13 protein-coding genes are annotated in these 13,104 nt (G+C 62.0%); all 13 read right to left on the bottom strand.

From position 1 onward, the window contains the following. Nucleotides 1–452: 452 nt before the first annotated feature. The 13 genes from OXU43_07485 to OXU43_07425 all read right to left on the bottom strand — a co-directional run bounded on the left by OXU43_07485 (nt 453) and on the right by OXU43_07425 (nt 12,565). Nucleotides 453–1,244 (bottom strand): TIGR01458 family HAD-type hydrolase, encoded by a 792-nt coding sequence (locus OXU43_07485; GenBank protein ID MDD9824997.1) that lies wholly within the window; start codon nt 1,242–1,244, stop codon nt 453–455. Nucleotides 1,245–1,368: 124 nt separating this feature from the next. Next, nucleotides 1,369–2,163: a TorF family putative porin gene (locus tag OXU43_07480; protein ID MDD9824996.1), complete on the bottom strand. Its 795-nt coding sequence runs from the start codon at nt 2,161–2,163 to the stop codon at nt 1,369–1,371. A 97-nt stretch (nt 2,164–2,260) separates the two neighbouring features. Beyond that, complete coding sequence (locus OXU43_07475; GenBank protein ID MDD9824995.1) at nt 2,261–2,869, bottom strand: hypothetical protein; 609 nt, start codon at nt 2,867–2,869, stop codon at nt 2,261–2,263. Nucleotides 2,870–2,963: 94 nt separating this feature from the next. After that, nucleotides 2,964–3,197, bottom strand: coding sequence for a hypothetical protein (locus OXU43_07470; protein MDD9824994.1), 234 nt, complete (start codon nt 3,195–3,197; stop codon nt 2,964–2,966). A 26-nt stretch (nt 3,198–3,223) separates the two neighbouring features. Further along, the gene (locus OXU43_07465) at nt 3,224–4,627 is read right to left on the bottom strand and encodes an ammonium transporter (GenBank protein ID MDD9824993.1); all 1,404 of its coding nucleotides are present in this window, start codon (nt 4,625–4,627) and stop codon (nt 3,224–3,226) included. 222 nt (nt 4,628–4,849) lie between these two features. Continuing rightward, entirely contained in the window at nt 4,850–5,257 is a 408-nt protein-coding gene (locus OXU43_07460) for a GFA family protein (GenBank protein ID MDD9824992.1), read from the bottom strand. Between the two features lie 5 nt (nt 5,258–5,262). Beyond that, a complete protein-coding gene (locus OXU43_07455) occupies nt 5,263–5,907 on the bottom strand; it encodes a hypothetical protein (protein MDD9824991.1) in 645 nt (214 codons plus the stop codon). Then, entirely contained in the window at nt 5,904–7,376 is a 1,473-nt protein-coding gene (locus OXU43_07450) for a glutamine synthetase (protein MDD9824990.1), read from the bottom strand. The genes OXU43_07455 and OXU43_07450 overlap by 4 nt, the downstream gene beginning before the upstream one ends. A 200-nt stretch (nt 7,377–7,576) precedes the next feature. Further along, nucleotides 7,577–8,908 carry an FAD-binding oxidoreductase gene (locus tag OXU43_07445; GenBank protein ID MDD9824989.1) on the bottom strand — a complete coding sequence of 444 codons (1,332 nt, stop codon included), beginning with the start codon at nt 8,906–8,908 and terminating at the stop codon, nt 7,577–7,579. A 13-nt stretch (nt 8,909–8,921) separates the two neighbouring features. Continuing rightward, the gene (locus OXU43_07440) at nt 8,922–9,332 is read right to left on the bottom strand and encodes a hypothetical protein (protein MDD9824988.1); all 411 of its coding nucleotides are present in this window, start codon (nt 9,330–9,332) and stop codon (nt 8,922–8,924) included. A 4-nt stretch (nt 9,333–9,336) separates the two neighbouring features. Beyond that, nucleotides 9,337–10,686 (bottom strand): FMN-binding glutamate synthase family protein, encoded by a 1,350-nt coding sequence (locus tag OXU43_07435; protein ID MDD9824987.1) that lies wholly within the window; start codon nt 10,684–10,686, stop codon nt 9,337–9,339. 54 nt (nt 10,687–10,740) lie between these two features. After that, nucleotides 10,741–11,598: a GXGXG motif-containing protein gene (locus OXU43_07430; GenBank protein ID MDD9824986.1), complete on the bottom strand. Its 858-nt coding sequence runs from the start codon at nt 11,596–11,598 to the stop codon at nt 10,741–10,743. Continuing rightward, nucleotides 11,588–12,565 (bottom strand): glutamine amidotransferase, encoded by a 978-nt coding sequence (locus OXU43_07425; protein MDD9824985.1) that lies wholly within the window; start codon nt 12,563–12,565, stop codon nt 11,588–11,590. The genes OXU43_07430 and OXU43_07425 overlap by 11 nt, the downstream gene beginning before the upstream one ends. Between the last annotated feature and the right edge of the window lie 539 nt (nt 12,566–13,104).

Below are 13,104 nucleotides of genomic sequence, written 5' to 3'. Positions count from 1 at the left end.
CAAGCCGCCAGGCGCCGGCTGCCGCGGTGGGGGGTAGGCGGCCCTTGCGGTTCTCCTGGGCGGTGGGCGTAGCAGGCGCTTTCGACGCTCCCCCCACCGGCGCGACTTCGGGACCGGCGCGACTTCGGGCTTGCGCCCTCGTCTTGCCGACTCCCCCTCAAGGTGTAAAGGGGGGAGTGATGCGTATCCGCTATTCCCGCGCGGCAGTCTGTGTAAAAACCATTCGTGCTTTTTGCAAAGTGGGAAAATAGGAATCGAAATCGTATGAAACCAGGGGCTGAGTGGGAATTTCGTGCGGTTTTTGGCGGATATTTGCCATGCCAGTGGGAAATTTTTTCGTGCGGCTCTGGATTTTCGGAGTTTTTACACGGCCTGGCAGGCGGGAATCCAGCGTATAAAGCGCGCGCTTCGCGCTCCTTTTTTTCTTCCCTTCGATTACGTGTCGTTTGCGTTCAGGAGGAAACGCGCGCCTGCCACCAAGCGGGAAGATCTGCCACCGAATCGAGCACGGCATAAGGCTTGATCGGCAGTTCCAGGTCCTGCGGCCGGAACTTGCCGGTACGGACCAGGATGCCGCGCAAACCCGCCTCCTGGCCGCCGCCTATGTCGGAACGGATGTCGTCGCCGACGATGAAGCTCTCTGCTGCCGGCTGGCCGAGGGTGGCCAGCGCCTCCCGGAAAAAGCCGGCCTCCGGCTTGCCGAAGACTCGCGGCGCAATGCCGCTGGCATATTGCAGCGCAACAACAAAGGGCCCCGTATCCAACTGCAGGCCGTCCTGCCCCTGCCAATAGCGCGTCATGCCCAGCGCCGCCAGGACCGTCCCCTGCTGCCTCGTCAGCAGTCGGAAGGCGCGGTTCAGCGTACGGAAATCCCAGTCCTGGGCCAGGTCGCCTACGACCACGGCCCCCACCCGGCGCCGCGGGTCGTCCTCGTGCAACGGGAATTCGGCGAATTCCTCCCGCGTATCCCTGGGCACGAACAGCGCCACGGCGGCCTCTCCCAGGTTCTGCCGCAACCAGTTGGCGGCGGCGACCGGCGGCGTCAGCAAGTCTTGTAACTTCACCTCCATGCCGAGGCCGGCCAGCCTTTCCCGGATTTGCCGTCTAGGCCGGGAGGTGGTGTTGGTGAGGAACAGGTGCGGGATGCCCCGCCCCGCGCACCAGGCAAGGGCTTCCGATGCGCCGGGAAGCGCCGCGTTCTCCTGGTAGAGAACGCCGTCTATATCGAATAGTAGCGCGGCCATTGTCGGCGGGCCTCTCCGGTACCGGTCAACAACTCCCTGCCGCGTTCCGGCGCCGCCGCAAACAACAGCCTCGCATCCTCCGGTGCGGGACGGGGATTGCTCCCCCGCCCCCCCTCGCCTCTACTTAGAAGCTGCGCGAGATGGTGAAGACGACGCGGGATTCCGTGTTTGCTTCTGTTGTGAACTCGCGAACGATGAAATCGTCGCCGGTTTCTTGGTTCGTGTCGTGGTAGCGCAGGTCCAGATCGAAGCCCACGATGGCGCCGGTGATCCCTACATCCCAGTGAGAGTAATTCGGATCGTTCACGCCAGGCCATAGCACATCGTTTTCCCCCTCTACGGTCTGATATCCCCAGCCGAAGTCCACGCCTATGCCGCCGCCGAGATCGAAGGCCACGCCGCCGCGGATATAGTGGCCAGAGCCCGCCTCGAAAAAGTAGTCCGGCGTATAGCCGTAGAGGAGGTCCACGGTAGGCGCCCCGGGCACTTCCGCAATGGACCGGGAAGCGTTCACCCAGACCTCGAACATATCCGGGTCTCCGCCAAATGACTCTTCGTCGGCATTCGGATAGTGGTAGTAGATCGGCTGTACGTACCAGTCGAAAGCGGCGTTGCTGCTAGCAAAGCCGAAATAGAAGTCATACTCCGAGGTCAACTGAACCCCAGCGTGATCGAGACTGGTACCCCAGATGCCGGCGAACCAGTTTCCGTAGGCCCAGTCCGCGCTGCCCTGTATGGCCGGGTTCTGCGAGGAGAAGGAGATCCCCCGGAAGACATAGTCGGTGGTCATGGTGACCGTGCCGCTGAAGTTCTCCGCATCCAGTGGCGTTTGGGCGAGTACGGCCGGGGCATGGCCACCCAGCGCCGTCAGCAGGCCTCCCAGCAGGACGGCCCGAATGCGTTTTTCGTGGCTTTTCATGGTAAGTAACCTCCATTGCGCGAAAAAAAGACCAAAACAGAAAAAACCGGAAGCCCCCGCATGGGCGGCCCCTTTCTACTCTCTATCCGCTTCCCCCTCACGGATGCAAATCCTTGTCCTCGGAAGATCGCGTTTCGGGAAATTCCGCGCCTGGCGGCGCCCCGGCGTCTCCCGGCGCCGGCGCCGAAAGCTGGTTTCGGTCGCCGCCTGGGTCATCGCCCTCGCCTGCCCCGGCTGCGCGGGCGGGCGACAGCAGGAGCCCGCTCCCGGACTGCCGCGTCCGGAACAATGCCTCGCGCGGGGCGTACTCCCCGTCCCTGTCGAAGTCCAGCACGGCCCGGTCCAATTCTACGTAGCCGGCGGCCCGGCCCCGGTACAGATAAACGATTGCGCTCAGCCGTTGCGCGGCGGCCAGTTCCGCCCTGCGCCCTCGCGGCCAATCCCAACCCAAAGGACAATCTGGCGCCTCGCGCCCTGCCCGGCTCACGATTGCCCGGTCCCATGAGAAGGGAACGGCTTCGGCCAAGTTCATCACGCCATCCCGGCGGGCCGCGGCCAAGCGGTAGATGTCCTGCCGCAACGAAGCCTGGAAATGACAGTCACGGTAACGTCCGTAGTAGTACAAGGCCAGTACCGCAACCGCCGCCAGAGGCGCGATATAGAGCACGGGCCGCGTCGGCATGCCTTGCAACCAGCGCTGGATCACTCCCGAGGCTTCTGCCTCCCGCTACGCGCCCCGGAGGGGAAATCCGCCCGGGGAACCGGTGCCCTGCCAAACTCTTGCGTTCCTCCGTCCGCCGCTAAGACTCGATCAGCTTGCGGACCATTTCTTTGTCTTTCATGTAGCGCTCGGTGTCTTCCTGCCATTCGCGCGCCTCCATTCCCAACTGGAGCGCATGCCAGCCGAGCCAGAAGACCAGCGCGAGTATGAACCAGAACACCTCGGAACCGGCGAAGGGGTAGATCGCGCCGATCTCGGCGATGTCCCCGGCCCAGTTCTCGAACGCGCCCGTGCTTGCTTGTGGGATAGTCATGATTTTGCTCCTCCGCTAGGCGAACTTTACACGATGCCCTTGGACTGGGCCTCTTCCAACATGGCCTTGTTGACGTCCCTGACAGCCTCTTCGCGCTGCGCGTCGTAGCGTACGTCCAGGCCGGCGATCTCCACCGCGCGCGGGATGCGCAACAGATCCATGCTGCTGAGGATCTTCGCGACGATGAAGGCCGGGAGGAATCCGAGCACTCCGAACATGATGATTGCGCCTATGAACTGCCCGATTGGGCTCACCGTCGCGTAATCGGTGTTGGGTGACGAGGGGTAGCCCCAGAGCATAAAGCCCGCAATCACCAGCCCCACGAAGCCCGCGTAGCCGTGCACCGCGACGGCGCCTACCGCGTCGTCAATCTTGAACTTGCGTTCCATCCAGTAGTGCATCTTGTACATGCACACCACGCCTACGGCGCCGACCAGCATTGCCTGAATCGGGTGGTAGAGGTCGTTGCCCGCGGAGGCGGCGATAATGCCGGCGAGACCCGAGGAGTAGGTCCAGAAGGGGTCGCCCTTCGAGATGAGATACCCCGCCATCAGGCCGCCCGTCAGCGACATCAGGAAATTGAAGGTGATGCCGGAGAGCGTCGTTGGCCCCAGGTAGATATTGGTGGCCGAGAAAAAGACCCGCGCCTCGTCCGCGTCCACGTCTATGATCGGCACGTTGCAGGCGGCGTAGAAGCCCCAGAAGCCAGTATAGATCAGGAACAGCCCGAGCGTCACCAGCCACGGGTTATGCGGCACGATTTCCCGCGGCGTGCCGTCGGCGCGGAATTTGCCGATGCGCGGCCCGAGGACCACCAGAATGCCCAGGGCGAAGCCGCCCGCGATGGCGTGGATGACGCCAGAGGCATAGGCGTCGTGGTAGCCGAGTTTCTGCACCATCCAGCCATCCGGATGCCAGCCCCAGGCGGCGTCTATGATCCAGGCTACCGAGCCGATCAGCACGGCCAGGATCCAGAAGGCGCCGGGCCGTATGCGCTCAATGACCGAACCGGACACGATCGAGGCGGCGGTCCAGGAGAACAGCAGGAATGCCGCCCAAAACACGCCGTTGATGCGCGCCCAGAAAGCGGTATCGGCGGCGGATACCATTTCGCCGGAGGGCGTCCCGCCCATGTGCGGGCCCATCAACTCGCTCCAGGCCAACGCCCAAGGCGCCTCGACCAAGCCCCCGGTAATGCCCGGGCCATTCGGGAAGGCAAAGTAAATCCACCAGCCAAACAAGAAAAAGGTCAGGGTGACCAACGGGATCAGCATGGTGTTCTTGAGCAGGGTGTGCATGTGGTTGCGGTACCTGGAGGCGCCCACTTCGTACATGCAGAAGCCGACATGGATCAAGAACATGAACACTACTGTTACCCAGTAGTAAAATTCGGTGAAGATAACTGTCAAAGAAGCGAGTTCTTCGGTCATGGCTTTTCTCTCCCCCTAATTCTCAGAATTTAGGCTCTATGCGAACTACAGCACGAAAAACTTATACGCCCAACCCGATAACCGCAGAATACATTCTGACAGGCCCAACCCAAATCAAAGACTGATCGCAATTATAACCTCCGGCTTGCAGATTGGCAAATTTTCGCAGAGTGCCCGGTGCCTGTGGCGCTCGCCCTCGCCCGGGGCGCTGCCGCGGGCGCATCAGGAGGATTGCCGGGGCAACCCCTGTCGGTGTTGCGGCAGGCCGGGGGCGATCTCGTAGTAGCCGCCGGCATCCGCAGTATAGATATGGCACGTGACGCGCAGCTCGCCGGCATCGTCCAGGCTGCCGGCGGCTACCGCGATGCGGTCGCTGCCGTTCGGATCCCAGAACAGGCTGGCGCCGCATTGCGCGCAGAAGCCGCGACGGGCGCGGGCGGAAGAGCGGTACCAACGCAGCTGCTCCTGTCGGTCAAATTCCAGGCAGTCGCGGGGGACGGAAGCGTAGGCGCCACAGTGGCCGTGAAAGCGCCGGCACTGGCCACAGTGGCAAATAACGATGCCTTGCAGGGATGCCCGCGGCGCCCGGTAACGTACAGCGCCGCACAGGCAACCCCCGGTAGCGGACACGGCGCTCACTCGCGCCCCGCGTTTGCGAGGCCGGCGGTGGCGCCTGCCCAGTCGGGCGCAAAGGCGAGAACGCTGATCCCGGGAGGAATATTGGGGTTGAACAACAGATTATGCCAGTAAGCGAAGCGGTAGAGCGAGTGGCCTTCGTCCAAGCGGCGCACGGCACATGGCAGGCAGTAACGGCGATTATGCTGCTCGAATCGCAGGCCGACGGCGCCGCCGCCGAGCAGGCGCTTGAACGGGCCGAAGCCGGGAAAGAACAAAGCGCTCAGAGTGTCTGAGAATTCGCCGGGTTGCTGAAAGAAACTGGCGGCCATCGCCGCGACGACGTCGGCGCGGCGCCGCTCCTGGTCGTGGGTGCGCTGAAACAGGAAGCGAAACTCCAGGGCCAGCTCTTCCGAGTCGCGGCGATTCAACAGCACGACGATCCGCGCCAGCTCCTCGCCATCCACGACGAGGGCGGGGGTCATGCCCGGCGAGGGCCGCCCCCCCTGCCGCCGCATCGCATATTGCCGGATGCGACACTGCCAGCCAATAAAATCCTCCCGCAGGCGCGTCGCAACAGCATCCGCTATGGGCGCGCCGGGGATTTCTTCACTGGTGTCCCGGCCTGCCCCGCCGCCGGCCCGCCGGGCGGCAGGCTCCGTCACGGCAGACAGTCTATGTAGGTGTCCACATCCCATTGCGTTACGGTGGCCATATATTTTTCCCACTCATCCCGTTTGTAGTGCATAAACACCCGGTACATGTCGCCCGGTAGCGCCTGGCGTATCGTTTCGTCCTGTTCGAGGCGGTCCAAGGCCTCGCCCAGAAACATCGGCAGTTTCTTGATCTGCTTGCCCTGTTCCATAGCCTCGTAGATATTGCGGGTCTCGGGTTTGCCGGGATCGATTTTGCGAGCAATGCCGTCTGCGAAAGATCGCAGCAGGCCGGCGCAGAGCAGGTAGGGGTTTACCATTGAGTCCACAGCCCGGTATTCGAAACGCCCTGGCGCCGATATGCGCAACGCCGTGGTGCGGTTCTGGTATCCCCAGTCCTTGTACACGGGCGCCCAAAAGCCGGTATCCCACAGGCGTCGGTAGGAGTTTACGGTTGAGCAGCCCAGCGCGGTCAGGGCGTCCAGATGTTCCATGACGCCGCCAATCGCGTACAGACCAATTTGCCCTGGTATCTGCGGGTCTGCACCCTCCGGGGAGAACTTATTTTCTCCAGCCTCGAAGTAGGTGAAATTTCCCTCCATGCCCGGCAACGGATCATTGTCCAGCCGATTGACCTTCTCCTGGCCGCCGGTCCACAGGGAGATGTTGGTGTGGCAACCGCTGGCGGAAACGCCCATGAAAGGTTTGGACATGAAGCAAGCGATCAAATTGTGCTCACGCGCGACCTGGGCGCAGATCTGGCGATACGTCGTCAGCCGGTCACAGGTTCGCAGACAGTCGTCGAAGGTAAAATTGAGCTCCAACTGCCCTGGGGCATCCTCGTGGTCGCCCTGGATCATGTCCAGCCCCATGGCGCGGGAATACTCGATCGCCCGCAGGAATACTGGGCGCAGGCTCTCAAACTGGTCTATGTGGTAGCAGTAAGGCTTGGAGAAACCGCCGCTGGGCTTGCCCTCCGCATCCCGGGTCAGCCACATCATTTCCGGCTCCATGCCGTGGCGCAGGTGCAACCCGTCATGCGCGTCCTGGAACTCCTGGTGGATACGGCGCAGGTTGCCGCGGCAGTCGGAGGTAAGAAAGGCGCCTGGGTTCTCCTTTTCCTCACGGTTGCGGAAGCAGGTACAGAAGACCCGAGCCACACGTTTATCCCATGGCAATTGGCAGAAGGTTTCCGGGTCGGGAATGCCTACGAGCTCGGGCGCCTCCGGCCCGTAGCCGATGTAGTTTCCCAGGCGATCCACGAACAGATTGGCGGTGGCGCCATAAACCAGTTGAAAGCCGCGTTCGGCAGTCCGCTCCCAATGGTCGGCCGGAATGCCCTTGCCGACGATCCGACCCGTGACAGAGACGAATTGATAGTAGATGTAGGTGATTCCCAGTTCTGTGATCTTCTCGCGTACCTGCCTCACGAGGTCCTCGCGCCCTGGCCGGTTGACGTAGTTTTCAAGATCGGTAGCCATGGTTTCCTCCTCCCGACAGAGATAAAGATTACGGCCAACCCGGAGCCGGGCTTGCCTTTGCAATGCCAGCACGGCGCCCTTGTCTTTTCGCCGTGCGGGCGACCGCAGCGAATAATAAAGTGGCCGGGAAACATGGGCCGCGGGCCATGCGGGCATGCATCATTGACGGTTCTGCGTTTCCAGGATGCACCAGGGCGTCCTCAACTCCAGGGAAACGGACTATGCGACGAAGGATGCAATCGGCCTTCGGCATAGCGCGAGTAGCGGAACGGCGCCAGTAGCCGGCTCGGTTCGCCTCCGATCTCTTCGGCAACCAGTTTGCCCACGCCGAGCATCTTGTAGCCGTGGTTGGAATCGGCGATGACGTAGCAGTTCTCACGGAATACGTCGAACACGGGGAAATTGTCGGGCGTGAAGGCGCCAATACCGCCGGAGGGTTCGTCCCGGTACTTGGGCAGGGCGCCCTCGAAGCGGCTGTGGCAGTGCGCTAGTGCCGATACCCACATCCGTGCGAAATTGCGGTCCACCACATAGTCTGGCGACTCGACGCCGTAGGGATCGATGCGCACGTCCTCCGGCGCTTCATCCAGGGCACAGGGAGCCGCGCCCCCCTGTATGCCGCCGCAGTGGAAGTCGGGTTTATAGTAGATGCCCCACATGCATTCTTTAATGATGCTGCCGTCATCGTCAGCATACAGGGGGGCATTGGAGTCCAGGTGAATCACCGGAGGCATCGCGCCGTCGTTGGTTTTCAAGCAGTCTGGAGGCATGCCCAGCGTCCCTTCCTGCAGGGCCCAGAACTTCCACATCGGGCGCTCGCGTAGCTGGCCCTGCGCGTCCCGCACAGGCACGGAAACAGGCAACTCCAGCATTTGCCACAGCCTGGGGACCCAAGGCCCGGCCCCGATAACGACGTAATCGCAATGAATTTGGCCGCGGTCCGTCTTCACTGCCGTCACTGCTCCGCCGTTGCTCGCAAAGCCCTGCACCGTCGCCCCGGAAAGGATCTCCACGCCCTCCGAAACAGCCTTGGCGGCAAGCCCCTGCATAGAGCGCATGCTGTTGGCATAACCGCCGCGCTTCTCATGCAGGAGAGCGCAGATCCCCTGCGCTCGCCAGTCGTGGAAGAGCCCCTTCATGTACCGGGCACAGACCCGCTCTCCTTCCACAAAGGCTGATTCATAACCGATCTCCTCCTGCTCCCGGGCAATGCCGGCGATGTCCTCACGCATCGCCTTGGGCCCCAGCTGGATATAGCCTACCGGATGATAACTGTATGCCTCGGGATCGCTCTCCCAAAGCTGCACGCTATGTGCCATCAATTCACGCATGGCAGGCTGATAATAATTGTTGCGGATCACGCCACAGGCGATTCCCGACGCCCCCGCTGCGACACCCCGCTTGTCCAGAATTACGATGTCGCGCCCGTCGCCGCGGCCTTTGGCCTTCAACAATTGCGCCAAGTGATAGGCAGTGCTCAATCCATGAATGCCCGCACCTACGATCACATACTTTCTGCGGCTGGGGAACATGGAGCTGTTGAAGCTACTCGAACTTGGAATATGCCTTGCGAAGTTCCACCAGCGGATGCTTCCGCGACATCTGGAATTTGACCAGCAATTCGCGCGCGAGCATATCACGGTCCTGTTGCTTGTCTGGCAATGTCATGCCATCGGGAACGGTGATCCAGCCGTTAATATTGCGATCAAAAACCGCGGCGCGGCCTTCCTCATAACCCATGTGCACATCCTCCAGCCAGTTCAGGTCCTGCCAGCCCATAAATTCAATATACTGCTTGAGGAAGGGCCTGAGCCGGCCCATATCCGGCACCAAATTGACGTCATAGCGGTAACCGATGTGCTGACCGATCTCGGCTTCGCGCTCGGTCTCGAGCCCCTGGCCTTCGAGGTGGCGGTCCACCTCCTGCGGGCGATTGGGTGCGTCGTTGTCGGACATGACCCTAGAACCGTTTCATGTCGGGGCGCCCGACCGTGTATTGGGAGCCGGCCAGGGGCACTTGCGCCAGCGCCGACGCCTCCATCGTAAGCGCCGCCAGGTCTTCCGGCTCCAGCGAATGGACGTTGGTCTTACCGCAGGCGCGAGCCAGCATCTGGCACTCGATCGCCAAGCAGTGCAGGAAGTTATAGACGCGTTCGGCGGCCTTGTCAGGGTCCAGCCGGGCCCGCAACCTGGGGTCCTGAGTGGCGATGCCTACCGGGCAACGCCCAGTATGGCAGTGGTAACAATGGTTGGCAGGGACGCCGATTTCCTGCTCAAAGTCGGCCTCGGGTATATCTTTGTTGCAATTCAGCGCCATCAGTACCGAGTGGCCGACAGCCACCGCGTCGGCGCCCAGCGCCAGCGCTTTGGCGACGTCGCCGCCGTTGCGAATGCCGCCCGCATAAACCAGAGAGATGTCTCCGGACTTACCTACATCGTCCAGTGCGCGGCGCGCCTGCCGTATCGCGGCGATGCCAGGGACGCCGGTCTCCTCGGTGGCAATGTGGGGACCGGCGCCAGTGCCGCCCTCCATGCCGTCTATGTAGATGCTGTCCGGGCCGGTCTTGGCCGCCATGCGCACATCGTCATAAACGCGGGCCGCGCCAAGTTTCAGCTGGATGGGAATCTCCCAGTTCGTCGCCTCCCGGATCTCTTCGATCTTGATCGCCAGGTCGTCCGGCCCCAGCCAGTCGGGGTGGCGGGCCGGGGAGCGCTGGTCTATGCCAGCGGGCAACGAACGCATCTCGGCGACTTGATCGGTCACCTTCTGGCCCATCAGATGCCCGCCGAGCCCGACCTTGCAACCCTGCCCGATAAAGAACTCCACGGCGTCGGCAAGCCGCAGATGTTGCGAGTTAAAGCCGTAACGGGACTGAATACACTGGTAGAACCACTTCTCCGAGTAGCGCCGCTCGTCGGGGATCATGCCGCCCTCGCCCGAACAGGTGGCGGTCCCCGCCATGGTCGCGCCCCGCGCCAGCGCGGTCTTGGCCTCGTAGCTCAATGCGCCGAAACTCATGCCAGTGACGTACACCGGGATGTCCAGCTCTAGCGGCCGCACGGCCTTGGGGCCGATCACCGTTTTGGTGACGCACTTCTCGCGGTAACCCTCGATCACGAAGCGTGTCAGCGTGCCCGGCAAAAAGGTCAGATCGTCCCAAGTGGGGATCTTCTTGAAGATGGAAAACCCCCGCATACGGTAGCGACCGAGTTCAGACTTCACATGGATGTCGTTGATCACCTCGGACGTAAACAGGAAACTTCCGCCCAAACGGTGTCTATCGCCGGGTTTATCCTTTGGCCCTGTCATCGTCGCCTCCCGATATATGCCTGCAACGCCTGCAAAGTCCCGTCCCGCGCCAAGTTAGAGAATCAGCTTCTTTTCCGCCGGCTCCAGATTATCGTAATTCCAGAGTTGCTTCCCGGACACGACCTTGGTCATGTCTTCCACCCTGCCGGGCGGCGCCATGCCGTAGAGCGCCAGCTTGTGCCGCACCCATTCCGCCTCAAGCGCCGTCATCTCGTCCGCTACCGCGTCCACGCCGAGGCTGTGGATTCGGCCTGAGATGAAGATAGTGCCGTCGTACATGGAATCGCCGAGATTCTGGCTGGCGTCGCCAAGGATGATCATGCGCCCGCGCTGCATCATAAAACCGGTGAAGGCGCCGGTGTCGCCGCCAACGATAATGGTGCCGCCCTTCTGGTTGATGCCGGTCCGCGAGCCCACGCTGCCTTTGCAGACCAGGTCGCCGCCGCGGACCGCGGCCCCGAACTGCGAACCGGCATTCTTCTCGATTATGATCGTGCCGGCCATCATGTTCTCGCCGCAGGACCAGCCTACCCTGCCGCTGATCCGTACATTGGGGCCGTCAATCAGGCCGCAGGCGAAATAGCCCAAGCTGCCATGGAACTCAAGGCGCAGGCGGTTCAGGATGCCTACCCCCAAGGAGTGTTTGCCCAGGGGATTGCGCACCTGGACGGCGCCGCAACCCTGCTGCATTGCCTCGCGGATCTTGAGGTTAATCTGCTTCGCGCTCAGGGTTTCGGCGTCTATGGATGCGCCCTTGTCGAAATCCACCTCGTAGGCATAAGGATGGGCAAAGTTTTCCTCTTCCTCAGCGGAGAAATAGATTTGCTGGGTGCGGCCCGCGAGACGCTCCGTATGCAAACCCATGCCGTGGGAGACATGGGCGGCGCCAGCGCCTGCAGCGCTATCTGCCATTGCCTGCACCTTCCGCGGTTTGTTTCCCGGTCGTCCAGATTTTCACATCGCCGTCATATGGATCGTAGCTGTCAATCTCCTGCGGGAAGACGCTGCGGATCGCGATCTCCTCCGAGGCCAGCACGACCGTGCCCTTGCCCTCGAACACCACCATGGGCTTGGCGGCCATCGTGTCCTTGGCCATTCCAAGTTGGTCCGCCGTGGCCACCAGGTAGGTGAACACTCCATCCAGCTCTTCTATGGAATCTTTCATGGCGCTTTTAAGATCGCCGCCACGGTCTATGCGTTCAGCGATATAGACTGCGATCAACTCCGAGTCGCAGTCGGACATGAAGCGGTGCCCGCGGCGCTCCAGATCGCGACGCTTGCTCCAGTAATTGGTCAGTTGGCCGTTATGAACAACCGCGACGTCGGAGAACGGATAGGCCCAGTAAGGATGCGCGGCGCGGATGCTCACGTCCGATTCTGTCGCCATGCGCGTGTGCCCGAGCGCATGCGTACCGCGGAAGGCGCCGAGACGGTAGGAATCGCAAACGGTGCGGGCGTCGCCCAGATCCTTGACCAGTTCAAGCGTGTGGCCCAGGGAAAGGAACTCGACGCCTTCGATGTCCTCAATATAATCAATGAGTTGACGCAGGTCGCCCGGGAAAGAGAAATTGTAGCGGAAGGCGTACTCGGTCGCCTGCTGCCGGTCCCGGACCTTCGCGCCTAATTCCTCGAAGCGTTTGTCTGCCTCCGCCTTACGTTCGGAGATCTGGTTGCGGATGGCGAAACCGCTGACCAAATCCTCCTGTTCGGCAATCTTAAAGCGACCTATGTAATCGCTGTCGCCCATGCCGTTCTGCCCATAGAGAGCGAAGCCCACGGAATCCGGCCCCCGGTGCCGGAGAGCCTGCAACATATCCGTCATCTCCCGACCAATATCGGCGACTTGGCCTTCATGGATAATTCCGGCAATTCCGCACATAAGTAAAGACTTCCTACACCTCACACCGCAGTGTCGGCGGTTGCCCTTTTTACCTCTGGTCCCAAGACCAGTCGCTTCCTGCGAAGATGAAGCGGCAGTGTATGCCCAGCCGGGTACAGAGTCAACCGACGCAAAAGAATATCAAGCCGTTACGCAATCGAAGGGAAGCAAAGCGGCTCTTATTCCGCTATTCCCGCTTTCGCCTTATTTTTCCCATCACTCCCCCCCTTGAGGGGGAGTCGCAGCAGCCAAGCCGCCAGGCGCGGCTGCCGCGGTGGGGGGAAAGCGGCAGGGGCGGCTGCGTGTCCGTCGGCGGGGGAGGAGGCGACGATGTTCCCCCCACCGGCGCGACTTCGGGCTCCGCCCTCGTCTTGCCGACTCCCCCTCAGGCGTAAAGGAGGGAGTGATGGGAGAAGAGAAGGCTTGGCGGCGGCGACTCCTCCTTAAGGGGGGAGTGATGCGCAGGAATAGCGGGTTGGGGGGCGCGTCCGTGCACGGCGACCGGAGCGGGACTACAATACGCGCCATGGCGTCCACGG

This window comes from Gammaproteobacteria bacterium, from assembly GCA_028817255.1.
In the GTDB taxonomy this organism is placed as follows: Bacteria; Pseudomonadota; Gammaproteobacteria; order Porifericomitales; family Porifericomitaceae; genus Porifericomes; species Porifericomes azotivorans.
This window is presented reverse-complemented; position numbering and strand designations above follow the sequence as displayed.

What these genes read in the sequence shown, in the direction of transcription:
- OXU43_07445 (MDD9824989.1), bottom strand. Translation starts at nt 8,908, where the DNA reads ATGTTCCCCAGCCGCAGAAAGTATGTGATCGTAGGTGCGGGCATTCAT.
- OXU43_07480 (MDD9824996.1), bottom strand. Translation starts at nt 2,163, where the DNA reads ATGAAAAGCCACGAAAAACGCATTCGGGCCGTCCTGCTGGGAGGCCTG.
- OXU43_07425 (MDD9824985.1), bottom strand. Translation starts at nt 12,565, where the DNA reads ATGTGCGGAATTGCCGGAATTATCCATGAAGGCCAAGTCGCCGATATT.
- OXU43_07485 (MDD9824997.1), bottom strand. Translation starts at nt 1,244, where the DNA reads ATGGCCGCGCTACTATTCGATATAGACGGCGTTCTCTACCAGGAGAAC.
- OXU43_07435 (MDD9824987.1), bottom strand. Translation starts at nt 10,686, where the DNA reads ATGACAGGGCCAAAGGATAAACCCGGCGATAGACACCGTTTGGGCGGA.
- OXU43_07465 (MDD9824993.1), bottom strand. Translation starts at nt 4,627, where the DNA reads ATGACCGAAGAACTCGCTTCTTTGACAGTTATCTTCACCGAATTTTAC.
- OXU43_07440 (MDD9824988.1), bottom strand. Translation starts at nt 9,332, where the DNA reads ATGTCCGACAACGACGCACCCAATCGCCCGCAGGAGGTGGACCGCCAC.
- OXU43_07470 (MDD9824994.1), bottom strand. Translation starts at nt 3,197, where the DNA reads ATGACTATCCCACAAGCAAGCACGGGCGCGTTCGAGAACTGGGCCGGG.
- OXU43_07430 (MDD9824986.1), bottom strand. Translation starts at nt 11,598, where the DNA reads ATGGCAGATAGCGCTGCAGGCGCTGGCGCCGCCCATGTCTCCCACGGC.
- OXU43_07450 (MDD9824990.1), bottom strand. Translation starts at nt 7,376, where the DNA reads ATGGCTACCGATCTTGAAAACTACGTCAACCGGCCAGGGCGCGAGGAC.